19 protein-coding genes are annotated in these 23,704 nt (G+C 65.5%); 13 read left to right on the forward strand and 6 right to left on the reverse strand.

Features of this window, described 5'->3' with window-relative positions; translation table 11 throughout:
• Nucleotides 1–39: 39 nt before the first annotated feature.
• Nucleotides 40–3,300 carry a maltose alpha-D-glucosyltransferase gene (treS, locus tag ACQ6S1_RS11730; RefSeq protein WP_445041400.1) on the forward strand — a complete coding sequence of 1,087 codons (3,261 nt, stop codon included), beginning with the start codon at nucleotides 40–42 and terminating at the stop codon, nucleotides 3,298–3,300.
• Complete coding sequence (gene glgB, locus ACQ6S1_RS11735) at nucleotides 3,300–5,558, forward strand: 1,4-alpha-glucan branching protein GlgB (RefSeq protein WP_445041401.1); 2,259 nt, start codon at nucleotides 3,300–3,302, stop codon at nucleotides 5,556–5,558. Before treS ends, glgB begins: the two co-directional genes overlap by 1 nt.
• 13 nt (nucleotides 5,559–5,571) lie before the next feature.
• Here the strand turns inward: glgB and ACQ6S1_RS11740 are convergent, their stop codons facing one another.
• Nucleotides 5,572–6,594: an apurinic/apyrimidinic endonuclease family protein gene (locus ACQ6S1_RS11740; RefSeq protein WP_445041402.1), complete on the reverse strand. Its 1,023-nt coding sequence runs from the start codon at nucleotides 6,592–6,594 to the stop codon at nucleotides 5,572–5,574.
• Nucleotides 6,595–6,715: 121 nt separating this feature from the next.
• Here ACQ6S1_RS11740 and ACQ6S1_RS11745 point away from each other — a divergent pair, with 121 nt between their 5' ends.
• The 5 genes from ACQ6S1_RS11745 (at nucleotide 6,716) to ACQ6S1_RS11765 (ending at nucleotide 12,890) form a co-directional block, all read left to right on the forward strand.
• Complete coding sequence (locus ACQ6S1_RS11745) at nucleotides 6,716–8,614, forward strand: YbhB/YbcL family Raf kinase inhibitor-like protein (protein ID WP_445041403.1); 1,899 nt, start codon at nucleotides 6,716–6,718, stop codon at nucleotides 8,612–8,614.
• 146 nt (nucleotides 8,615–8,760) lie between these two features.
• Nucleotides 8,761–9,612, forward strand: coding sequence for a sulfate adenylyltransferase subunit CysD (gene cysD / locus ACQ6S1_RS11750; protein WP_445042010.1), 852 nt, complete (start codon nucleotides 8,761–8,763; stop codon nucleotides 9,610–9,612).
• Entirely contained in the window at nucleotides 9,612–11,525 is a 1,914-nt protein-coding gene (cysN, locus tag ACQ6S1_RS11755) for a sulfate adenylyltransferase subunit CysN (RefSeq protein WP_445041404.1), read from the forward strand. Before cysD ends, cysN begins: the two co-directional genes overlap by 1 nt.
• A gap of 70 nt (nucleotides 11,526–11,595) precedes the next feature.
• A complete protein-coding gene (locus tag ACQ6S1_RS11760) occupies nucleotides 11,596–11,856 on the forward strand; it encodes a hypothetical protein (protein ID WP_445041405.1) in 261 nt (86 codons plus the stop codon).
• A gap of 107 nt (nucleotides 11,857–11,963) precedes the next feature.
• Nucleotides 11,964–12,890: a BON domain-containing protein gene (locus ACQ6S1_RS11765; protein ID WP_445041406.1), complete on the forward strand. Its 927-nt coding sequence runs from the start codon at nucleotides 11,964–11,966 to the stop codon at nucleotides 12,888–12,890.
• Between the two features lie 53 nt (nucleotides 12,891–12,943).
• Here the strand turns inward: ACQ6S1_RS11765 and ACQ6S1_RS11770 are convergent, their stop codons facing one another.
• Nucleotides 12,944–15,148, reverse strand: a complete 2,205-nt coding sequence (locus tag ACQ6S1_RS11770) for a glycoside hydrolase family 3 N-terminal domain-containing protein (protein ID WP_445041407.1) — start codon at nucleotides 15,146–15,148, stop codon at nucleotides 12,944–12,946.
• Nucleotides 15,149–15,461: 313 nt separating this feature from the next.
• Here ACQ6S1_RS11770 and ACQ6S1_RS11775 point away from each other — a divergent pair, with 313 nt between their 5' ends.
• From ACQ6S1_RS11775 to hrpB, 5 genes are all read left to right on the forward strand, one after another.
• Nucleotides 15,462–16,253, forward strand: coding sequence for a DUF72 domain-containing protein (locus ACQ6S1_RS11775; protein ID WP_445041408.1), 792 nt, complete (start codon nucleotides 15,462–15,464; stop codon nucleotides 16,251–16,253).
• Nucleotides 16,254–16,274: 21 nt separating this feature from the next.
• On the forward strand, nucleotides 16,275–16,697 hold the full coding sequence (gene arfB / locus ACQ6S1_RS11780) for an alternative ribosome rescue aminoacyl-tRNA hydrolase ArfB (protein WP_445041409.1): 423 nt from the start codon (nucleotides 16,275–16,277) through the stop codon (nucleotides 16,695–16,697).
• Between the two features lie 229 nt (nucleotides 16,698–16,926).
• A complete protein-coding gene (locus ACQ6S1_RS11785) occupies nucleotides 16,927–17,751 on the forward strand; it encodes a cold-shock protein (protein WP_445041410.1) in 825 nt (274 codons plus the stop codon).
• Nucleotides 17,752–17,884: 133 nt separating this feature from the next.
• Complete coding sequence (locus tag ACQ6S1_RS11790; RefSeq protein WP_445041411.1) at nucleotides 17,885–18,145, forward strand: hypothetical protein; 261 nt, start codon at nucleotides 17,885–17,887, stop codon at nucleotides 18,143–18,145.
• Between the two features lie 41 nt (nucleotides 18,146–18,186).
• Nucleotides 18,187–20,655, forward strand: coding sequence for an ATP-dependent helicase HrpB (gene hrpB, locus ACQ6S1_RS11795; protein ID WP_445041412.1), 2,469 nt, complete (start codon nucleotides 18,187–18,189; stop codon nucleotides 20,653–20,655).
• Between the two features lie 6 nt (nucleotides 20,656–20,661).
• Here hrpB and ACQ6S1_RS11800 read toward each other — a convergent pair whose 3' ends face one another.
• The 4 genes from ACQ6S1_RS11800 to ACQ6S1_RS11815 form a co-directional block, all read right to left on the reverse strand.
• Nucleotides 20,662–21,474, reverse strand: coding sequence for a DUF1194 domain-containing protein (locus ACQ6S1_RS11800; RefSeq protein WP_445041413.1), 813 nt, complete (start codon nucleotides 21,472–21,474; stop codon nucleotides 20,662–20,664).
• 71 nt (nucleotides 21,475–21,545) lie between these two features.
• On the reverse strand, nucleotides 21,546–22,151 hold the full coding sequence (locus tag ACQ6S1_RS11805; protein ID WP_445041414.1) for a TadE/TadG family type IV pilus assembly protein: 606 nt from the start codon (nucleotides 22,149–22,151) through the stop codon (nucleotides 21,546–21,548).
• Nucleotides 22,148–22,690 carry a TadE/TadG family type IV pilus assembly protein gene (locus tag ACQ6S1_RS11810; RefSeq protein WP_445042011.1) on the reverse strand — a complete coding sequence of 181 codons (543 nt, stop codon included), beginning with the start codon at nucleotides 22,688–22,690 and terminating at the stop codon, nucleotides 22,148–22,150. Before ACQ6S1_RS11810 ends, ACQ6S1_RS11805 begins: the two co-directional genes overlap by 4 nt.
• Nucleotides 22,691–22,708: 18 nt before the next feature.
• Entirely contained in the window at nucleotides 22,709–23,197 is a 489-nt protein-coding gene (locus ACQ6S1_RS11815) for a pilus assembly protein N-terminal domain-containing protein (protein ID WP_445041415.1), read from the reverse strand.
• A gap of 250 nt (nucleotides 23,198–23,447) precedes the next feature.
• Between ACQ6S1_RS11815 and ACQ6S1_RS11820 the strand changes: the two genes are divergently transcribed.
• The gene (locus ACQ6S1_RS11820; RefSeq protein WP_445041416.1) at nucleotides 23,448–23,660 is read left to right on the forward strand and encodes a Flp family type IVb pilin; all 213 of its coding nucleotides are present in this window, start codon (nucleotides 23,448–23,450) and stop codon (nucleotides 23,658–23,660) included.
• Nucleotides 23,661–23,704: the final 44 nt, after the last annotated feature.

Consider the following 23,704-nt stretch of genomic DNA (forward strand, 5'->3'; position numbering starts at 1 on the left):
GTGTGCCCTGTCCGTCCCGTATCCTGAGGTAGGCCCGCCATGATCGATCGCACCGACCCGCAATGGTATCGGGACGCGGTTTTCTACCAGATCCACGTCAAATCGTTCTTCGATGCCAACAATGACGGGATCGGCGATTTCGAGGGCGTGACGCAGCGGCTCGACTACATCAAGGATCTCGGCGTCACCGCATTGTGGGTGATGCCGTTCTACCCGTCGCCTCTGCGCGACGACGGCTACGACATCTCCGATTATCGCGACATCAATCCGTCCTACGGCACGATGCGCGATTTCCGCCGCTTCATCCGCGAAGCGCATGCGCGCGATCTGCGCGTGGTGACGGAGCTCGTCATCAACCACACCTCCGACCAGCATCCCTGGTTCCAGCGCGCCCGCCGCGCCAAGAAGGGCTCGCCCTACCGCGATTTCTACGTGTGGTCGGACACGGGCGAGGAATATGCCGACACCCGCATCATCTTCCTCGACACCGAGAAGTCGAACTGGACGTGGGACCCGGTGGCCGGCGCCTATTTCTGGCACCGCTTCTATTCGCACCAGCCGGACCTGAACTTCGACAATCCGCGCGTTCTGGCGTCCGTCCTGCAGGTGATGCGTTATTGGCTCGACATGGGGGTAGACGGCCTCAGGCTCGACGCCATCCCCTATCTGATCGAGCGCGACGGCACCAATTGCGAAAACCTGCCGGAGACGCACCAGGTCATCAAGCGCATCCGCCAGGCGCTCGATCGCTCCTATCCAGACCGCATGCTGCTGGCCGAGGCCAATCAATGGCCGGAGGAAACCGCGCCCTATTTCGGCGACGGCGACGAATGCCAGATGGCGTTCCACTTCCCGCTGATGCCGCGCATGTACATGTCGATCGCGCAGGAGGATCGGCATCCCATCACCGACATCATGCGCCAGACGCCCGAGATTCCCGAAGGCTCGCAATGGGCGATCTTCCTGCGCAACCACGATGAGCTGACGCTCGAAATGGTGACGGAATCGGAGCGCGATTATCTCTGGAGCTTCTACGCCGGCGACCGCCGCGCCCGCATCAATCTGGGCATCCGCCGCCGTCTTGCACCACTGCTCGAAAATGACCGCCGCAAGGTGGAGCTTCTGAATTCGCTTCTGTTCTCCATGCCCGGCACGCCGTTCCTGTATTACGGCGACGAGATCGGCATGGGCGACAACATCTATCTCGGCGACCGCGACGGCGTGCGCACGCCGATGCAATGGTCGCCGGACCGCAACGGTGGCTTCTCGAAGGCCGATCCGGCACGCCTGTTCCTGCCAGCGATCCAGGATCCGACCTACGGCTTCCAGGCGGTGAATGTGGAGGCACAGCTGCGCAGCCCCGCCAGCCAGCTCAACTGGCTGCGCCGTCTCATCGCCATCCGCAAGAACTTCAAGGCCTTCGGTCGCGGCAGCCTGCGTTTCCTGCTGCCGGAAAACCGCAAGATGCTGGCCTATCTGCGCGAATTCGACGGCGAGACGCTGCTGTGCGTGGCCAATGTCTCGCGCGCCCCGCAGGCGGTGGAGCTCGATCTGTCCGAGCTGAATGGCCGTGTACCGGTCGAACTCACCGGCGGCGCGGAATTCCCGGCCATCGGCGAATTGCCCTATCTGCTGACCCTGCCGGCCTACGGCTTCTATTGGTTCAGCCTGACGGAGAAGGTGCGCCAGGAGCAGCATCCGCCGGCGCTGCCCGAGCTGTTCACCATGGTTCTGCAGGGCACGCCGGACAGCCTGTTCCGCGACCGCGAGCAGGCCGCGTTCGAGAAGACCTCGGCCCCGTCCTTCCTGCCGCGCCAGCGCTGGTTCGCTGGCAAGACCTCGCGCATCACCGGCATCGAGGTGATCGACCACACCGTGATGCGCGACCGTCAGGGCAACGACACCTTCACCTGGCCGCGCATCGCCGTGCACCTTCAGAACGGCGAGGAACAGGTCTATTCGCTGCCGCTTGCCATCGCCGAGAGCGAGAAGGAAAGCCTTCTGCCATGCTCGCTCGCCCGGGTGCGGCGCGGTCCGCGCGTGGGCCTGCTCTACGACGCCGCGGCCTCGCCGGAATTCGCGCTGGCTCTGCTACATGCGTTCGAGCGGGATGCGAATTTCTCGACGCGCAATGGCGGCCGTATCAATTTCGAGGCCACCGGCCGTTTCGGCGAGGCGCTGGCGGCGCTCGATCTGTCGATCCCCGAAAATACGCCGCGCCGTCTCAGCTCGGAGCAGTCGAACACCTCCATCGTGTTCGGCGAACAGATGGTGCTGAAGATCTATCGTCGCATGCAGCCGGGCGTGCATCCCGAGATCGAGGTCGGACGCTTCCTCACGGAAGTGGCCAATTTCGCAAACACGCCAGCGCTGCTGGGCGCCGTCGAATATCTGGGTGCGGACGGCACACCCACCGCGCTCGCCATTCTGCAGGGCTTCGTCAACAATCAGGGCGATGCCTGGACGCTGATGCTGGACGCGCTGCGGCGCGAGCTGGAGAATTACGCGCTGATCCCCGTCGGCGAAGCGCTGCCCATCGCGGATGCCTTCGCGCCCTATTTCAAATATGCCGGCATTCTCGGCCAGCGCACCGCCGAGATGCACAAGGCCTTCGCCACGCCGACCGATAATCAGGCCTTCGCTCTGGAGCCGCTGACCAAGGAAGATGTGGCCGTGGCCGTGGCCGATGCCCGCGTGCAGGCCGAAAAGGCGTTCGACGCCCTGTCGAACCTGCCGGCCTCCTCGCAGACGATCGACGTGAAGCGTCTTCTGGAGCTTCGCGACGAGAGCCTTGCCGCCATCGACTACCTCAACACCGAGCCGACCGGCGCCGTGAAGACCCGCATTCACGGCGATTACCATCTCGGCCAGGTGCTGATTGCCTTCGATGACGTCTACATCGTCGATTTCGAAGGCGAGCCCTCGCGTCCGGCGGATGAGCGTCGCGGCAAGTTCTCGCCCATGCGCGATGTGGCGGGCATGCTGCGGTCTTTCGCCTACGCCGCGGACACGGCAATCCGCGATGTCGGCCGCCGCCTGCCGGAAGCCGCACCGCGCGCCCATGTGGCGGGCGAGGAGTTCCGCGAGAAGGTCTCGGCCGCCTTCGTCGAGGCCTATCGCGACCATCTGAAAGGCAGCCCGGTCTGGATCGAGGACCGCGCCACGCGCCAGAATCTGCTCAAGCTCCACCTCCTCAGCAAGGCGTTCTACGAGGTGGTCTACGAGGCGAACAACCGGCCCGATTGGATCGGGACGCCGGTGCGCGGCGTTCTCTCGGTATTGGAACAGGATAAAAACTGATGAGCGACGTCCGCACCACTTCGCCGAACCCCGTTGCGCGCCGCAGCGGCCCGCAGATCGCGGAGCTTCCGCAGGCGGCGATCGATGCCGTGGCGGAAGGCCGTCACGGCGACCCGTTTGCGGTGCTCGGCCCCCACAAGGTCGCGCAGGGCCTATGGGAGGTGCGCACCATCCTTCCCGCCGCGCGCTCGGTCTCGGTGGTCACGGCCGACGGCGTCAACGTGCTGCAGGTGATGGAGCGCCGCCATCCGAACGGCTTCTATGTCGCTCGCTTCTCCTCGCGCGAGCGGCCGGATTACCGCTTCCGCGTCGATTACGGCGACCAGCACCTCGCAATCCTGCACGATCCCTACCGCTTCGCCAGCCTGCTGCACGATGGTGACGTGCGGGCGCTGCGCGATGTCGGCAGCGATGCGCCCTTCAAGGTTCTCGGCGCGCATCCCCGCCATCATGAGGGCGTGGACGGTTTCGCCTTTGCGGTGTGGGCGCCGAACGCCCAGCGCGTCAGCGTCGTGGGCGATTTCAACCGCTGGGACGGCCGCACCCATCCCATGCGGCTGCGCCACGATGGCGGCGTGTGGGAATTGTTCATCCCCGAGGTCACCGCCGGCCAGCATTACAAATTCGAGATTCTGGGTCCGCACGGCAATCTCCTGCCGCTGAAATCCGACCCGATGGCGTTCGCTGCGCAATTGCGTCCGGAGACCGCTTCCATCCTCACCGACACGCCGGCCTGGGAATGGCGCGATGGAAAGTGGATGACGGAGCGCGCCGAGGGCGACCAGCTCCACAAGCCCATTTCGATCTACGAGGTCCACCTCGGCTCATGGGCGCGGGTGCCGGAAGAAGGCAACCGTTCGCTGACCTATCGCGAGATGGCGGAGAAGCTGATCCCCTATGTGAAGGAGATGGGCTTTACCCACATCGAGCTCCTGCCCATCACCGAGCATCCGTTCGATGGCTCGTGGGGCTATCAGCCCACCGCTCTGTTCGCGCCGACGAGTCGCTTCGGCACGCCGGAGGATTTCGTGGAGTTCGTCAACGCCGCGCATGAAGCGGGCATCGGCCTCATCCTCGACTGGGTGCCCGGCCATTTCCCGATCGACGCCCATGGGCTTGGCGAATTTGACGGCACGCATCTCTACGAACACGCCGATCCGCGCCAGGGCTTCCACCAGGATTGGGGCACCTACATCTACAATTTCGGCCGTGCGGAGGTTTCGGCCTTCCTCGTCGCCAACGCCCGTTTCTGGGCCGAGCGCTACCACCTCGACGGCCTGCGCGTGGATGCCGTGGCCTCGATGCTCTACCTCGATTATTCCCGCAAACACGGCGAGTGGGTCCCCAACCGTTACGGCGGCAACGAGAACCTCGAGAGCATCGATTTCATGCGCCGCATGAATGAGACGGTCTACAGTGTCTCGCCGGGCGTGATGACGATCGCCGAGGAAAGCACGTCGTGGCCGGGCGTCTCGCACCCGACCTATGCGGGCGGTCTCGGCTTCGGCTTCAAATGGAACATGGGCTGGATGCACGACACGCTGCATTACATTCAGAACGACCCGATCTACCGCCGCTACCACCACCACAATCTGACGTTCGGGCTGCTCTACGCCTTCTCCGAGAACTTCATCCTGCCGATCAGCCATGACGAGGTGGTGCACGGCAAGGGCTCGCTGCTGGGCCGCATGCCGGGAGATGAATGGCAGCGCTTCGCCAATCTGCGCGCCTATCTCGCCTTCATGTGGGGCCATCCCGGCAAGAAGCTGCTGTTCATGGGCTGCGAGATCGGCCAGCGCCGCGAATGGGATTTCAATTCCAGTGTGGACTGGCACCTGCTCGACCAGCCGACCCATGCCGGCGTCAAGGATCTCGTGCGCGATCTCAATGTGGTCTACCGCGACACGCCCGCGCTGCACGAGCTCGATTGCGAGGCGGGCGGCTTCGAATGGCTCGTCTCCGACGACAGCGACACCGGCGTCATCGCCTGGCTGCGCAAGGGCCGAAACGAGGGCGATGTCGCGGTCGTCATCTCCAACTTCACACCCGTGCCGCGCCAGAACTATCGCCTCGGCGTGCCGCTGCCCGGCTATTACCGCGAGGCCATCAATACCGATGCCGCCTGCTATGGCGGCGGCAATATCGGCAATTCCGGCGGCGTTCATGCCGAGGAAAGCAGCAGCCATTCGCGGCCGTTCTCGCTGAACGTGAACCTGCCCCCACTGGGCACGATCATCCTGGAGCGGCGGGGCGGCTGAGGGCTGCGCGCCTTCAGCTCACAAGCACGCCGACCTGATCCGCCAATTGCTCCGAGGCCAGGTTCTTCAGCTTGGCCTCGACCTCGACATCGGCCCAGGCGAGATGGCCGGCGACGAAGCGGTTCAAGGCGCGGTTCCACATCATGTCGGAATGGCCACGCAGATCGCGCGCCGAGACGCCGGACGCGATGAGTGCCGCAAAGTCGGGCAGGGCGTCGGGATCGTGGCCGGCCAGCAAGCCCTCGCGAGAGACGCTGATGTGGGTCAGCGGCCGTACGCCACGCCATGACGCGCGGACGATATCGAGGCGCGGATCGTCGGGCGTGATGTATTCGCCTCGGCTGGCGATCCAGTGGTGGTGAAAATCGACCACGATGGCCACGTCGTCGGCGATCGGCAGGAGATCGTCGAGGCCGTAGGACACCTCGTCGTTCTCCACCGTCAGCAGGGTGCGGGCATCCCCCGAAAGCCGTGCGAGATTGGCGCGGAAAGGTTCGAGGCCCGCCGCCCGTCCGCCGCCATGGATGTTGATGGAGGTGCCGAGCGGGTGCCAGCCGCCCGCCAGCCCCATCATGCGCATCACATCCGCATGGTATTCGAGCTCGCCCAGGCTGTTCTGGACCACGGTCTCGGACGCCGAATTCAGCACGCAGAACTGGTCCGGATGTGTGCTGATGCGGATGCCCGCACCGCGCGCCAGAACGCCGGCTTCCGCGAGGCCCGTCTCCACCACGTCCCGCAGCGCAGGCTCACGATAATGGACGCCCAGCGGATGATTGTATGCCGGCAGGATAGAGCTGACGATGCGCAGAAGCCGCTGCAATGGCGGGCGCGCGGCCACCTCTTCAAGTTGAAGATGCAGAGCCGCCATATTGTGCTGGGCCAGCGCGATGAGCTTGGCCGTGACACCCGCCGGTTCGAGCCGTGACAGCGCGGAAATCGTGGTCGAGGCGAGGTTCATCCGCTTGGTCAGGAGCGGGTCGCCATCGGGCGGAATGAATTTGCAGCAATAGCCGAGGCGGGGAGAAACGGACATCGCTGGGATGTGCCGCGCCGTACGGAAAGATCAAGGCGCCGCGAGCGGAGGAACGGGTGCGGTATCGCGGCGTTCTTCGAGACGCCGCCGCACAACGCTGCAGTGAATCCGTGGAGACGTCATGATCCGGACCCTGTCCATCGCTGCGATTGCCGCCGCGCTCCTGTCCAGCACCGCCCTCGTTCCGGCCCACGCGCAGCCAAAGGGCGAAGTCGGCAAATATTCCAATGTCCAGATCACCGGCCACATCATCGAGCCGAAGAAGGTCGACGCAAATGATGAGCGCATTGCCGGGCTCAAGGTGCCTCCGGGCTTCAAGGTGTCCGTGTTCGCGCGCGATGTCGTGAATCCTCGCATTCTGGCGGTGGGCGAGGAGGGGCAGGTCTATGCCTCCCGCCGCTTTGTCGGCGACGTCATCATGCTCAAGGACACCAACAACGATGGCGTGGCCGATGAACGCCAGGTGGTGGCCAACCGGCCGAATGCCCACGGCCTCGCTATTCACGACGGCAAGATCTACCTGATCACGGTCAAGGAGGTGTTCGTCGCCAACATCAAGTCGGATGGCACGTTCGGCGAATTCGACCGCCTCATCGACAATTTGCCGGACGCCGGCCAGCACGCCAACCGCACCATCGGCTTCGGACCGGACGGCATGCTCTATATCTCGATCGGCTCGACCTGCAACGAATGCCAGGAATCCAACGTCGAGAACGCAACCATGCTGCGCGCCAGGCCGGACGGCACGCAGCGCGCCATCTTCGCGTCGGGCCTGCGCAACACGATCGGTTTCGGCTGGCATCCGCAGACCAACGAGTTCTGGGGCATGGATCACGGCATCGACTGGCTGGGCGACGACGAGCAGCCGGAGGAGCTGAACCTCATTGTTGAGGGCAAGAAATACGGCTGGCCGTTCATCTACGCCGACAGCAAGTCGAACCCGCACATGAATCCGCCCGCCGACATGACGTTGGAGCAATGGGCAAAGACCAGCGAGGTGCCGGCTCTGACCTACACCGCGCACGCCGCGCCCATGCAGATGGCGTTCTATGGCGCCGATCAATTCCCGGCCGATTACAAGGGTGACGCTTTCGTGGCCATGCGCGGCTCGTGGAACCGCAATCCGCCGTCCGGTTACGAGGTGGTGCGCATCAAGTTCGAAAACGGCAAGCCGGTGCGCTTCGAGCCGTTCCTGACCGGCTTCATGAGCCAGAACGGCGACAATTTCGAGCAGTTCGGCCGCCTCGTCGGCGTTGCCGTTGCCAAGGATGGCGCGCTCCTCGTCGGCGATGACGAGAGCGGCGTGATCTATCGCGTCAGCTACGACAAGGCCGCGGCCGATGCCGGTCAGCAGGCCACGCCCGCTGCCGCTTCAGCGCCTGCACCCACCGGCACGGCCGTCGGCACTGGCGAAACGCAGAAAGGCAAGCAGCCGACGCCCTCCGACCTCGCAAAGGACATCCTGAAGCCGGGTGATGTGGCGAAGATCGAGGTGACGTCCGATGCCTTCGGCGCCGATGATGCGATCCCGCTGCGCTATTCCGACGACGGCGAGAAGCTCTCGCCCCCGCTGTCCTTCGACAATCTGCCGAAGGGTGCGAAATCGATCGCGGTCCTGATGGAAGATCCCGACGTCCCGGAGAATATGCGGCCGTTCGTGCACTGGATCATCGCCAATCTTCCCGGCACCGATACGGAGCTGCGCGAGGGCGTGCCCACCGATCCGAAGCTGATGATCCCGGCAACCGCCATCCAGGGCGCGAATTCAGCGGGCTCGACCGGCTATTTTGGACCCAAGCCGCCGGTCGGCGACGATCCGCACCATTATCATTTCCAGGTCTTCGCGCTGGATACGTTGCTCGACGTGGCTCCCGGAGCTGGCCGCAAGGAATTTCTCGACGCCATGCAAGGCCGCATCGTCGGCTACGGCGAATTGGTTGGCACGTTTGAGCGTGCGCCCGGAGATCAGCCGCAGGGCGATCCGAAGGTGCTGCCGGACGACAAACAGGAAAAGAAATAAACACATAAACTACGTATTTATTGGTCAATAGCCAGTGATTGCGCGTGAACCAAAACCGCTCTAAGGGTTTGGCTTACGCGCAATCTCTGTGGTTCTGACCTTTGCACGCACATCTCAAGCGTTTGGAAGCCGAATCCATCTCCATCATGCGGGAGGTGGCCGCCGAGTTTGCGAACCCGGTCATGCTCTATTCGATCGGCAAGGACAGCAGCGTCATGCTGCACCTCGCCATGAAAGCCTTCTTTCCGTCGAAGCCGCCTTTTCCGTTTCTCCATGTCGATACGACGTGGAAATTTCGCGAAATGATCGCCTTCCGGGAGCAGGAAGCGGAACGGCTCGGTTTCGATCTGCGCGTGCATATCAACCAGGACGGCGTGGACAAGGGCATCGGCCCCGTAAGCCACGGCTCCTCGCTTCATACCCAGGTGATGAAGACCGAGGGCCTGAAGCAGGCGCTCGATCTCGGAGCGTTCGACGCGGCCTTCGGCGGTGCCCGCCGCGACGAGGAGAAGAGCCGCGCCAAGGAACGCATCTTCTCGTTCCGCAATGCCAGTCATTCCTGGGACCCGCGCATGCAGCGTCCGGAATTGTGGAGCCTGTTCAACACGCGGGTGAAGCAGGGCGAATCCATCCGCGTGTTTCCGCTGTCGAACTGGACCGAGCTCGACATCTGGCAATACATCCTGGCCGAGAACATCCCCATCGTGCCGCTCTATTTCGCCAGGGAACGCCCGGTCGTGTGGCGCTCCGGCACGTGGATCATGGTGGACGACGACCGCCTGCCGCTGGAGCCGGGCGAGGTGCCGCAGATGAGGCGCGTGCGCTTCCGCACCCTGGGCTGCTACCCGCTGACCGGCGCCATCGAGAGCGATGCCGTCAGCGTCGAGGACATCGTGCGCGAAATGATGGTGGCGCGCACCTCCGAGCGGCAGGGCCGCCTCATCGACAGCGATGAAAGCGCCTCTATGGAGAAGAAGAAGCGCGAGGGATATTTCTGATGAACGCGCTCGCGACCGCTCTTGGCCTTCACACCGATCCATTGCCCTCGGGCGACGGAAATCTGCTGCGCTTCATCACCTGCGGTTCGGTGGACGACGGCAAGTCGACGCTGATCGGCCGCCTGCTCTATGAGAGCAAGACCATCTTCGAGGATCAGCTTGCCGCCCTTGAAAAGGACAGCAAAAAGCACGGCACGACCGGGGAAGACGTGGATTTCGCGCTTCTGGTCGACGGGCTGGAGGCCGAGCGCGCGCAGGGCATCACCATCGATGTCGCCTACCGTTTCTTCGCCACGCCGAGGCGTTCCTTCATCGTGGCGGACACGCCCGGCCACGAGCAATACACGCGCAACATGGCGACTGGCGCGTCGACCGCCGATCTCGCCATCATCCTCATCGATGCACGCAAGGGCGTGCTGGTGCAGACCAAGCGCCACGCCTTCATCTGCTCCCTGCTGGGTGTCCGCAACATCGTGCTCGCGGTCAACAAGATCGACCTCGTGGATTACGACGAGGCCGTGTTCGAACGCATCGTCGGCGAATTCCGCGCGTTCGCCCGCGACCTCGGCTTCACCTCCATCACACCCATTCCCCTGTCGGCACGTTACGGCGATAACGTCACGTCCCTGTCGGGAAAAACCGGCTGGTATCGCGGTCCAAGCCTGATCGAGCATCTCGAAACCATCGAGGTCGAGGCCGATCTGAAGGCCGCGCCGTTTCGTTTCCCGGTGCAATGGGTCAATCGCCCGAACCTCGATTTCCGAGGTTTCTCGGGCACGATCGCCTCCGGAACGATCAAGCCCGGCGACCGTGTCGTCGTCTCCGGCTCCGGCCGCGTGACGGAAGTGGCGCGTATCGTCACCGCCGACGGCGATCTTGAGGAGGCGCAGGCGCTCGACGCGGTGACGCTCGTTCTTGCCGAAGAGGTCGATGTCACGCGCGGCGACGTGTTGAGCGATCCGCAGGCCCGCGCCGAGACCACGGACGCGTTCCGCGCCCAAATCCTGTGGATGAGCCAGACCCATGTGCGGCCGGGTGGTTCCTATCTGCTGCGCATCGGCACGCGCTGGGTGCCCGCCACCCTGCGTGCCATCAGCCACCGCATCGACGTTAACACGCTGGCGCATGAGCCCGCCGCCGAACTCGGCCTCAACGAGATCGCGCTGTGCGAGATCACGACCACGACGCCCGTGGCGTTCGACCCCTACGAGCACAATCGCACCACAGGCGCCTTCATCCTGGTCGATCGCGCCACCAACGAGACGGCGGCGGCCGGCATGATCGTGTCCTCGCTGCGGCGGGCCACCAACGTGCATCTCGAAAGCTCCGCCGTCGACAAGGCGGCTCGGGCGGCGGTGAAGTACCAGAAGCCCTTGATCGTGTGGTTCACCGGCTTGTCGGGATCCGGCAAGAGCGCGCTGTCGAAGGCGCTCGAGGCACGGCTGCACGCGGCGGGCCATCACACCTACAGCCTCGATGGCGACAATCTGCGCCACGGCCTCAACGGCGATCTCGGCTTCTCCGAGGCCGATCGCCGGGAGAATATCCGCCGGGCCGGCGAGGTGGCGAAGCTGATGGTGGATGCGGGGCTCGTCGTCCTGTGCGCCTTCATCTCGCCGCTGCAGGCCGAGCGCGACATGGTGCGCGCCATGGTCGAGCCCGACGAATTCGTCGAGGTTTTCGTCGACACGCCCATCGAGGAATGCATCCGGCGCGATCCCAAGGGTCTCTATGCCAGGGCGATCGCCGGCGAGATCCCGGATTTCACGGGCATCTCCGCGCCCTATGAAGCCCCGGAGAATCCCGAACTGCGGCTTGAGACCGTGCACGAAGGCCCCGACGAGCTTGCCGATCGCGTGCTGAACCTGCTGCGCGGCCGTGCCATTGCGACGGCGGAATGGGTGAGCCCCTGAGGCCGGTTTCGGGAAAAGAATGAAACCTCCCGCGTCGCGCGGTGTTTTCCTCTCAACAGGAGGTGCACGCATGACGCAGGCCACCAAGACGATTCCCGCCGCGACCGAAGAGACCGAGCGCGGCCGGACGGATGCCGATATCTCTCCCGCCGAATTCCGCAAGGACGTCTGGGAGAACACCGGTGATGGCGAGGAACTCGCGCTGCGCGAGGCCAAGCTGGGCGCCGAGGGCGATGTCGACGACATGTCCGATCTCGTCGCCAACGAGACTCCTGAGACCGTGCGTCGGATCTCCGATCCGCACATCTCGGACACCGATCGCAACGATTGAACGCACCCCGTACGCGAGGGAATGGGCGGAACCGCCCTCGGATCCCCGCGTTCCGGGAAGAGGTGCTTCCCGCGCCTCAACATTCAAGAAACAACAGGGAGGTCCAGATGGCTGACCGTGACAAGACCCGATGGCAGGACGACCGCCAGCGCAGCGATTACAGCGAGCGCCGCCCCGGTGGTGACCGTGACTTTTATGGCCGCGATACCCGTTTCGAAGACGATTATGGCCTCGGTTACGGCGAAGAGGGCGCAACCAATTACCGCCTTCGCGATTCCGATCGCGGCGAACGCTTTGGCTCCACCAATCGGCCGGAGGGCTACCGTGCCTATGGCGGCGGCAGCCGGGATTCCCTGGCCGGCGGCAGTGCAGGCCGTGGCTCCTATGGCGGGTCGGCCGTGGGGCGCGGCGGCTGGAGCCGCAGCCAATACGACGATTTCAGCCGCGATTTCTCGAGCGACCAGAGCTTCGGCTATGGCCGTCCGGAAAATGCCAATCCGTATGGCTACACCGATCGCAACGCCGACCATCGCGGGCGACCGGGCTATGGCCGCGCCGACAGCGGCTACGATCAGGACCGTTCTCGCTACTCACAACCGCGCCCTGAAGAGCGTGGCTTCTGGGACCGCGCCAGCGACGAGGTGTCGTCCTGGTTCGGCGACGAGGAGGCCGAGCGTCGGCGTCGCGAGGATGCACGCCATCAGGGCGTCGGCCCCAAGGGCTATCGCCGCTCCGACGAGCGCATCCGTGAGGACATCAGCGACCGCCTGACCGAGGACCCCTATATCAACGCCTCGGAGATCGAGGTGAACGTCGAGGGTGGCGAGGTCACACTGACCGGCCATGTCGACAGCCGCAACGCACGCCGTCGCGCCGAGGACATCGCCGAGCGCATTTCCGCAGTGACGCACGTGCAGAACAATCTGCGCGTCACCTCCGGCTCCGACACGACGCGTGAGGAGCGGGAAGGCGGCGTGGCCGCAACCAGCACGAAGTCGAGCTCGAACGTGTTCGGTGGTTCCGGCCTGCCATAGGCGCCGGCATTACGGGAATGGGAAGCGGCGGCCTCAGGGCCGCCGTTTTCATGTCACGGCGCGCGCCGCAGGCCGTCCGTGACCTCGAAGGAATGAGCGAGCTCCACCGTCGCATCGCCGCCGACGCCGACAAGGAAGCGGCCCGGCTCCACGACATAGCTGCCGTCCTCCAGCGTGAAGCCCAGTTCGGCCGCCGGCACCTTGAGCACGACCCGGCGCTCCTCACCGGGCTTCAGCGTCACCCGCTCGAATGCTTTCAGCTGGCTCCCGGGGCGGGTCTGGCTCGCAAGCTCGTCGCGCACATAAAGCTGCGCGATCTCGCTGCCCTCGCGCTCTCCCTCGTTACGCAGGGTCACGCTCACCGCCAGCGTGCCCTCGCTCCCCAGGCTCGCGGTGTCCACTCGCACATCGGAATAGGCGAATGCCGTGTAGGTCAGGCCGAAGCCGAACGGGAACAGCGGGCCCGGCTTCTCGTCGATGTATTTGAGCGTGAAACGGCTGTGCGCCTCATAGGGTCGCCCGCTGGCCAGTGCGTCGTAGAACATCGGGGCCTGCCCCGCATTGCGCGGCCACGTCAGAGGCAGTCTGGCGGACGGCGAGGCCACGCCGAACACGAGGTCGGCCACGGCATGCCCGCCCTCGGTGCCGGGATACCAGGCCATCAAGACGGAGGCGAGGCGCTCCACATAGGGGCTGATATCCAGCGGACGCCCCGCCATCACGACCAGCACGACCGGCTTCCCGGTGGCGATCAGCGCGTCGAGCAATTCGCCCTGCCGACCCCAAAGGCCGAGCCGGGAGCGGGTGGCCGCCTCGCCGGAGAATTCCCGTGGCTCGCCCAGCACGGCGATGACCACGTCGGACGCTCGCGCCGTCGCCACCGCATCGGGGAACCCCGCATTGTCGGTGCAGGCGCGGTCACAGCCTTGCGCGAAACTGAGCTCTGCACCCTGTTTCTGCGCCTGCTCGCGCAGCCCCGCAAGCGGGCTCACCGCCTGGTCGGCGCGGCCCCGGGCCTCGTGCGGGCCGAGCTGTTCGCCAGCATCCTCCGCGAGATAGCCGATCACCGCGATCTTCTTCACATCGTCCTTGAGAGGTAGGACGTCGTTTTCGTTGCGCAGCAGAACCATGCTGTCGCGCGCCGCGATGCGGGCGGCCTGGCGCAATTGGGGCGTCAGCGCCGCGTCATCGGCTTTCGCCGGGTCGGGATCGGCGCGCTCGAACAATCCGGTGCGGAACTTCACACGCAGCACGCGGCGCACGGCCTCGTCCACGCGCGAGACGGGGATGCGTTCGGCCCGCACCTCGTCCGCCAGATGGGCGGCGTAATATCCGCTCATCATGTCCATATCGACGCCGGCCAGCATGGCCTTGCGTGCAGCCTCCGCACCGTCGGCCGCCACGCCCATTCGGATAAGATCGCCGATCGAGGACCAGTCCGACACCACGAAGCCGCCGAAGCCCCATTTGTCCTTCAGCACGCCCGTCAGCCGTGAACGATCGGCGGTCGAGGGCAAGCCGTTGAGCGCCGAGAGCGCCGACATTACGGATTCCGCGCCGGCCGCGATGCCGGCCTGGAACGGCGGGTAATGATAATCGGCCAGTTCGTTGGCCGGGACTGAGGCGCCGTCATAATCGCGTCCGCCGGCGACCGCGCCGTAGCCCACGAAATGCTTCAGCGTGGTGGCCATGCCGGCCGCGCGAAACCCCTCGACCTGTGCGGCGGCGAAGGCACGGGCCAGGAACACGTCCTCGCCTGCGCCTTCGACGATGCGGCCCCAGCGTACGTCGCGGCCCATGTCGATCATGGGCGAGAATGTCCAGTTCACGCCGGCCGCCATGGCCTCGCGGGCGCTCAGTTCGGCAATGTTGCGGGCAAGGTCGGGATTGAAGCTTGCGGCCTGCGCCAACGGCATTGGGAACAGGGTGCGGAAGCCGTGCACCACGTCGAGCCCGGTCAGCAGCGGAATGCCGAGCCGGGATCCGCGTGCCACTTTCTGGATATCGGCGGTGATCTCAGCCGTGTTGAAGCCGATGGTTGCACCCGCGCCGCCGCGCGCCACGATCTCGGGCGCGTCGGCCTGGTCCACGCCCGTGATGATGAGCTGGCCGACCTTTTCCTCCAGCGTCATGCGCGACAGGAGGCCGTCGATCCGGGCCTCGATGGCGGGGTCGGGCGCATTCGCTTGGGCACGCGCCGCGATGGGCGCGAACAGGACAAGCGCCAGAAGCGTCAGGCGAAGAAGCGACGAAGGCATGGGGGTGTCCGATGATGTGGGCACCCGCTCTTACGACAAATCGGCCGGCGACGAAACGGCGGCAGGCGCCTTAGATCGACCGTTATTGGCGGATAAGAGCCCCTAGAAAAGAAAGAGGCCGTCCGCAAGGCGAACGGCCCAAGTCTAGGGAGGAAACGCCCAAAGAGGGCAGCAGCAACGAAACGTTGCTACGAGTGTTAATATAGTGAAACGGGCCCGTTCCCCTCAACGACGAAGGTTGCAGGTGTGACATGCGTATACTGCATACCACAGTGCAGAAGGGCTGCGCTTTGCGTGGAATCTGGGCACGGCCATGAACATCCGGGTCGGAATTGGCGGATGGACCTTCGAGCCTTGGCGCGGCACGTTTTTTCCGAAGGGCCTCAAGCACGCGGAGGAATTGTCCTACGCCTCCCGCCATACGACCTCGATCGAGGTCAACGGCACCTTCTACCGCACGCAATCTCCCGACACGTTCGCCCGCTGGGCTGACGAGGCTCCGGATGATTTCATCTTCTCGCTGAAGGCGCCTCGTTTCACCACGAACCGCAAGGTGCTGGCGGAGGCGGGTGAATCCATCGAGAGGTTCACGGCGAGCGGCATCGACCGGCTGGGGCCGAAGCTCGGGCCGATCCTGTGGCAGTTCGCGCCCACCAAGCGCTTCGACCCGGATGATTTCGCGGCCTTTCTCGCCCTCCTGCCGGAGGATGCGTCGGGCGTCCGGCTGCGGCATGCGGTTGAGGTCCGCCACGAGACATTCCGCGATCCCGCTTTTCTGGAAGTGCTGCGGCCGCGCAATGTGGCGCTCGTCTACGCCCATTCCGACGATTATCCCGAGATCGCAGATCCGACGGCCGACTTCATCTACGCCAGGCTGCAACGCACGCGCGAGGAGGAGGCTGCGGGATATGCGTCATCGGAGCTCGACGCATGGGCCGAGCGCGCCCGTCTGTGGTCGAAGGGCGACGCGCCGAAAGATCTTCCCATGATCGGGAAGGCACCGAAATCGGGTGCGCGCGAGGTCTTCATCTATTTCATCAGCGGTGCCAAGGTGCGCGCGCCGGCGGCCGCGCAGGCGCTGATCGCCCGTCTCGGCGAAAGCTGACCTCTATTCCGGGCCTGAACCATGATCCGCGTTTCCGATCGTCTGTGGCTCGACCCGGCCGAGATACAGGAAAGCTTCATCCGTGCCTCCGGCCCCGGCGGACAGAACGTCAACAAGGTGGCGACGGCGGTGCAATTGCGCTTCGACGTGCGCGGTTCGCCCTCGCTTCCCGAAGGTGTGCGCCAGCGGCTGGAACGCCTGGCCGGACGCCGCATGACCGCCGATGGCGTGCTGGTTCTCACCGCCCGCAATCATCGCTCGCAGGACCACAACCGCCAGGAGGCGCTCGAACGCCTGATCGAGTTGATCCGCGATGCGGCGACGCCCCCGCGGCCCCGGATCGCCACCCGTGTTTCACTTGCGGAACGCCGCCGCCGACGCGAGGCGAAAGCCCGGCGATCCGCCGTCAAGGGCCTGAGAGGCTCCCCCGAACGGCTCGACTGACGAAAAGAGCCGAATTTCGACTGGTTTTTCGTCATTCAGCGCAAAAAATCCACTTCATCGCGGGCGCGGCTGGAGTTATGCTGAGAAGTGTAGGCCGTATCTTGTCCAGTTGTGCTTGAGGGTCGGCTGCTTGCTGAGCGCGCATGCGAGGCAGAATGAAACATTGGAATAAGACGGCAGCGCGCGCGGCCGGTTTGACGGGGGCCCCGTACGGCGGGGGACAAGCATAATGGGCAGAGGTAAGGATTTCAGGCCGAAGACTCGGCGAGGCTTCGACGACGACTTTTCGCCGCCGAGCGATTACGCGCCCCCGCCGCGCTCCTACGGGGGCGGTGCCGGTGGCGGCGGCGGCTACGGTGGTGGCGGCGGCGGTTATGGCGGCGGCGGTGGCGGTGGCTTCTCCAGCGGCGGCGGCTTCAGCCGTGGCGGCGCGGGTGCGCCTCCCCCGTCCGGCGATCCTGTCAACGCCACCGTGAAATGGTTCAACGGTGAGAAGGGCTACGGCTTCGCCGAGATCTCCGACGGTTCGGGCGATGCGTTTCTGCACATCGCCGCGCTGCAGGCCTTGGGCCGCGAATCGGTTCCCCCGGGTGCCACGCTCAGCGTGCATGTCGGTCAGGGCCAGAAGGGCCGCCAGATCACGCACGTATTGTCGGTAGACGACAGCACCGCCACCCCCGAGGCGCCCCGGCGTCCGGCCGGCGGCGGCTATGGCGAGCGTTCGGGCGGTTACGGCGAGCGCTCCGGCGGTGGCTATGGTGAGCGTTCGGGCGGCTACGGCGAACGTTCCGGCGGCTTCGGCGGCGGCGCTCCGCGTCGTGGCCCGGCGGAAACCGGCCCGTCCACCGAGATGAGCGGAACCGTGAAATGGTTCAGCGTCGAGAAGGGCATGGGCTTCGTTGAGACGGGTGATGGCGGCAAGGACGTGTTCGTTCACATCTCCGCCGTTCAGCGCTCGCAGCTTTCGGGCCTCAACGAGGGCCAGCGCGTGACCATGCAGGTCGTCGAAACGCCGAAGGGCCGTCAGGCCACCTCGGTGCGCAGCGACGACTGAGTGCAGCGCATCTCACATTGAAAAAGCCGGGCATTTAGCCCGGCTTTTTTGTTGGTGCCGACGGAAAGGGTTACGGGAACGTCCCGACCCCAGACCGCGTTGGCCCTGATCTGGTGACGGATCGGGAGCCGCTATGTCTGACATACGTATCGACGCCAAGACCGATGCTGATCGCGAGATGGCGGACCCGCCGGATGCGCCCGGCGATATTCCCCATCCCGATCATCATGTCGACGTGCCTGCCGCGCCCTCGACCCACCCGCCGGAACCGCCGCTTGTGCCCAGCGCGGAAGGGTTCGCCGTGTTCTGGAACATGTATGGCCCGACCACGCTCCTCATCCTGGTGGGTCTGGTCATCGCCGCTTTCGTGCTGTGGGGTGTGGGCGGCGGCTGACGGAGGCTTGCCTTCCCTGCCGCTCTGCGTTTGATCGGCGGGTGACGCGTTTTTCCTTCCCCCTTCCCATCGATGATGCGCTGCCCGATCTCGGGGCGGCGCTGCAGACCGGCACGCAGGCCGTGCTCGTGGCGCCCCCCGGCGCCGGCAAGACCACACGCGTGCCGCTCGATTTGCTGGTGGCGGAATGGCGCGGCGATGGTCGCATCCTCCTGCTGGAGCCGCGCCGCATCGCCGCCCGCGCGGCCGCCGAACGCATGGCTCACAGCCTGGATGAGCGTGTCGGCGAAACGATAGGGCTGCGGGTGCGGCTCGGATCCAGGATCGGGCCGGCCACCCGCATCGAAGTCGTGACCGAGGGCGTCTTCACCCGCATGATCCTCGACGATCCGGAGCTGTCCGGCGTCGCGGCCGTGCTGTTCGACGAATTCCACGAGCGCTCGCTCGATGCCGATCTCGGTCTCGCTCTGGCGCTCGACGCGCAGGCGGCCCTGCGGGACGATCTGAGAATACTCGTGATGTCCGCCACGCTCGACGGCGCGCGTGTCGCGAAACTTCTGGGCGGCGCACCGATCATCGAGAGTCTTGGGCGATCCTTCCCCGTCGAAACGCGTTATGCGGGGCGCGACCCATCCCTTCGACTGGAAGACGATGTCGCCAATCTGACCCGCCGCGCGCTGATGGCGGACGAGGGCAGCGCGCTCGTGTTCCTGCCCGGTCAGGCCGAAATCCGCCGCACCGCCGAGCGGCTGCGCGAACGCCTGGGCGGTGCGGTTGATGTGGTCGAGCTCCATGGCGGGCTCGATCCGCGTGAGCAGGACAAGGCGGTGCAGCCCGCTCCGGCCGGACGCCGCAAGGCTGTGCTGGCCACCTCCATCGCCGAGACCAGTCTGACCATTGAGGGCGTTCGCATCGTGGTCGATTGCGGCCTCGCCCGCGTGCCGGTGTTCGAACCCGCGACCGGTCTGACACGGCTGGAAACAGTAAAGGCATCCCGCGCCGCTTCCGATCAGCGCCGGGGTCGCGCCGGCCGTACCGAGCCTGGCATCTGCTACCGCATGTGGGAGGAAGCGGCCAATGGCGGTCTGCCCGCTTTCCAGCCGCCGGAAATCCTGTCGGCCGATCTGTCCGGCCTGCTGCTCGATCTCGCCAATTGGGGCGTGGCTTCGTCGGACGCGCTGTCCTGGCTCGATCCGCCGCCCGTGCCCGCGCTCAACGAGGCCGGCAAGCTTTTGCGCCAGCTCGGCGCGCTGGACGGGGACGGCCGCATCACCGACCGTGGCCGCCACATCCGCTCGCTGCCTCTGGCGCCGCGCCTTGCCGCGATGCTGCTCGATGCGGCTGGCCGGGGCGCGGCAGAGGAGGCGGCCGAAATCGCCCTGCTGATGGTGGAGCGCGGCCTCGGCGGCGACAGCGCCGACATCGCCCAGCGGCGCGCCCTGTTTCGGCGCGACCGTTCGCGCCGCGCCGAGGAAGGCCGTTCGCTCGCCGTGCAATGGGGGCGCACCGCAGAGCGGCTTGCCCCTGCGCACGACACGGAAGGTCTCGGCGCCGGGCCGCTGCTGGCGCTCGCTTATCCCGACCGCATTGCTCAGGCGCGCGGTCGGCCCGGCGAGTTTCGTCTCGCCAACGGGCGTGGCGCTGCGGTGGATGCCTCCGATGCGCTGGCGCGCGAGCCCTTCCTCGCCATTGCGGATCTTGCAGGATCCGCCGGTTCGGCCCGCATCCGCCTGGCCGCCGCCTTGGACAGCGACGATCTTCTGCGCCTGTTCGCCGATCGCATCGTGTCGCGCGCTGAGATCGCCTTCGACCGCGCTTCGGCGTCCGTGCGGGCTCGCGCCGTGCGCAGGCTCGACGCACTCGTTCTGGCCGACGCGCCGGTGAAGGTTCCACGCGACGAGGATACGGCCCGCCTTCTGGCCGAGGGCATTGCCGCGCTCGGCCTCGACCGCCTGCCATGGAGCCGTGCCTCACGCCAATGGCGAGACCGCGTGGCCTTCCTCCGCCGTGCGGAAGGCGATCCCTGGCCCGATGTCGGTGATGAGGCCCTCTCGGCTGGCGTCGCGGACTGGCTTGCGCCGCATCTTCTCGGCAAGAGCGCGCTGGGCGAGATCGGGCCCGGCGATCTCGACGATGCGCTCCGCGCGCTTCTTCCCTACGATCTGGCGCGCCGGCTCGACGCCGAGGCTCCCACCCATATCGATGTGCCGTCGGGCTCGCGGCTCGCGGTGGATTATTCCGGCGACGAGCCGATGCTGTCGGTGCGCGTGCAGGAAATGTTCGGCCTCGACCGTCATCCCGCTCTGGCCGGCGGGCGGGTGCCCGTTCTGCTGGAATTGCTGTCGCCGGCACAGCGCCCGGTTCAGGTCACGCGCGATCTGCCCGGGTTCTGGCGCGGTTCATGGGCGGCGGTGCGGGCCGACATGCGCGGCCGCTATCCTCGCCACCCCTGGCCGGAGGACCCGCAATCCGCCGAGGCCACGCGCAGGGCCAAGCCGCGGGGCACCTGAGAAGCCTCAGCGCAGATCGTATTCGTAGGTGCCGTAGCGTTCGCCCCACAAGCGCTCGCCGATCCCGCAGCTGACCGGCAGCGATTGCGCGGGGATGAAGCGGGGCGGCGGCTCCAGGTTCGAGATCTCGAGGACGAGCTTCGTGCGCACCGCTTCCTGGAACTGCTCCGCCCCATTGACCGGCACCACGAACGCGCCGGGCCCGCCCACCACGCAGGCGCGGTAATAGGCTTCCAGCTCCACGATATCCATGGAGACAGGACCCTCTGTCTTCAACACGAGCGGCAGGCCGTTGATCGCGATGTTCTGCGCCAGCACCGCATCGCGCGCGACCGTCACCGGCATGCCCTGATTGTTCGGCCCGTCGCCCGAAACATCGATGACGCGCCGCGATCCCGTGACCCCGCTGTTGCGGAATTGGTCGGCCGAAAAGGCAAGCGCGGCCGAGATCGAGGTGCGGAAGGCGCGGCCGGACGGAGCCTCGGCCAGCTTGGCGGCGAACATTTCCGCGCTCTCCGCGCTGTCGATGATCTGCCAGTCCACCAGCAGGGTCTGCTGCACCATGCCCGCCCATTCCACATAGGCGACGGCGATGCGTCCATAAAGTCCGCTCTGGATCGCCTGGATCACCGGCTTGGAGGTGATGGCCTGGATATATCCCTCGCGCTGCAGCTTCAGCTCGTCGAAATCCATGGAATAGGAGACATCGACGGCCAGCACGAGTTCGAGGTCGACATTGTTGTCGTCACGGGTGGGCTGCGCCGATGCTCCCGCGGCCGGGCTGAGGATGAGGAGCAGGATCAGCGCAATGGTTCGCATCACACCTCATCATGGTGCACATGACGAAACCATGATGCTGCCATTGATTGCCCGGTCCGCCAAGCGGCAATTCAGAACGAGGCGTCGAGCGCCTTGCCCGTCAGCATGACGCCGAAGGACTCGCTGGAAAGGCGGAGATCGGAAAAGCCGAAGATCGCCAGAAACGTCGAGAACATGGATTTCTGCCGATAGCTGGCCTGGACGCGGATCAGGCTCCTGCTTTCCTCGGAGGGAACGAGGTCGGATGTCTGCTTGGCGGGACGGCTGCCCTGTTGCGTGTTCCAGTCGTAGGACCAGACCACAGCGCCGCCGCCATCCTTCCTGTCGATGCGCTGGATGACCACGCTCAGCACCGAGCGGTCGCGTGCGAAGGGAAACAGCACCGCCGAGGATCGATCGACGAAGCGGCCCAGATCAGCCCTCGTGACCGGCGGAACGTAATCGTCCCTCAGGTTCTGCTCGCTCTGGGCGTTGGCGTCGGCTGTGAAGCGGTAGACCGTTTCGGTCATTTCGTGCAGCTTGGCCCGCGCGCTCAGCGCCCGTGTGATCTCGAACGTGCCCAGCAGCATGAACAGCATCAGCGGTGCGATCAGCGCGAATTCCACCGCGCTTGCGCCGCGACGGTCCCGCCGCAAGCGCCCGGTGACGGATGATCTCGATGCCTGGCCGCCGCTCACTGGAACCTCTCGTTCCGGAACACGGCCGTGGCGATCAGCATCGTCTTGCCGTTGACCTTTGCGACCCCGATGCCGATCGGCCATTCATAGGCCGCTCGAACGATGACGAAATCGCCGGCTCCGCCGGTCTGGTAGCAGATGCCGGCGGGAGACGGTTTTCCCGGTTCGAAGCAGCGCGGGTCGAAATCCGTGCCGACGTCGGCATCGAGCGGTACCGCTTTGACCTGCAGATGCATCTGATCGCAGTTCAGCGTGTTGATGCGCGAGCACACCCGCTCCCGGAAGACGTCGAAATTCGGCGCTTTGGCCACTTCTTCGCGCGTCCACAATTCGCGGGCCGCGACGTTGACGGCGGTCTGCATGCCCTGTGTCAGGAACAGGATGAGCGACACCTGGATGATCGCGAACAGAAGGCCGAAGAACGGCAAGGAGATGATGGCGAATTCCACCGCCGTGGCGCCACCTTCGTGCCTCAGCAATCCGCCGGGGAGGCGGCCAAGCCGGGATCCGCGCCCGGCCGGCCCGCATATTGGCCTCATCACGCCCTCGAATCCCGCCTACCGGCCCGCCGCCACATTGTTGCGCGAGCCGATCTGCCCGGCATTCTTGTCGAAGAATTCCGGATTGTCGCCCAGTGTCACGGTCTGCTCGCAGCGCGGCGTGCAGGCCCAGGTTTCCCGCGCCATGCCACGCTGCACCACGACGAGTTTGCGGTCGGCCCCTTCCACGCGCACATCGAGATCGCGCAGCACCTGGCCCTCGGAATCGAGCGCCAGAATGTTGGTCGATCCATAGCTCTTCGGCGTCACCACCATCAGGCCGCGCGGCTGCGGCCGCAGGATGGCGTCGGCGATGCCGGGATTGCCGATGACGAGGGTGCTGACGTCTTCGGGGAGGCGCACCACCTGCGAGCGATCGAGCACGAGGCGCAAGGGTTCGCGCGCCGCGCTGTCAGTCGCCGCATCCTGCGCGAGCACAGGCATCGGCGCCGCGAGACATGCGAGGCCGAGCAGGGCTGCGAGATGAAGGGGGCGGCCGGGATTCATCTGCTCGTCCTCGTTGCAATCGGGCTTTAGGCTTTATGAACGGGGAAGGTGAAGGAACCGCTAATACACGGGCCTTCAAAGCATTCGTATCGCAACCCTTTGTTCAGGATAGCGAAAATTTGGGCCACATCTTGAAACAAAGCTGTCGGATTAAGATTGTAGCAACAGGGGCGGCCTATGGTCGCGAGAACTTTCGAGGCTGCGGGATGCGCTCGGAAGAGAATGCCCGAGACTCCAGGAGTAGATCAAAATGAACCTGTTTTCGCGTATCAGGAACAACCAGTCTGGCGCCACCGCCATCGAATACGCGCTTATCGCGGCGCTCATCGCCATTGCTGCCATCGTGGCCATGGGCCTCGTGGGTAACGGCATCGAGAATACGTTCAACAACGTCGCCAACGGCCTGAACGGCACCACCAGCGGCGGTAGCGGCAGCGGTGGCGGTAGCGGCGGTGGCAGCTAATAAGCGAGCTTGCTGCTATCCATTTCGGGAGCCGCCCTTTCAGG

The sequence above is a fragment of the Terrihabitans aquatilis genome (genome assembly GCF_052542005.1).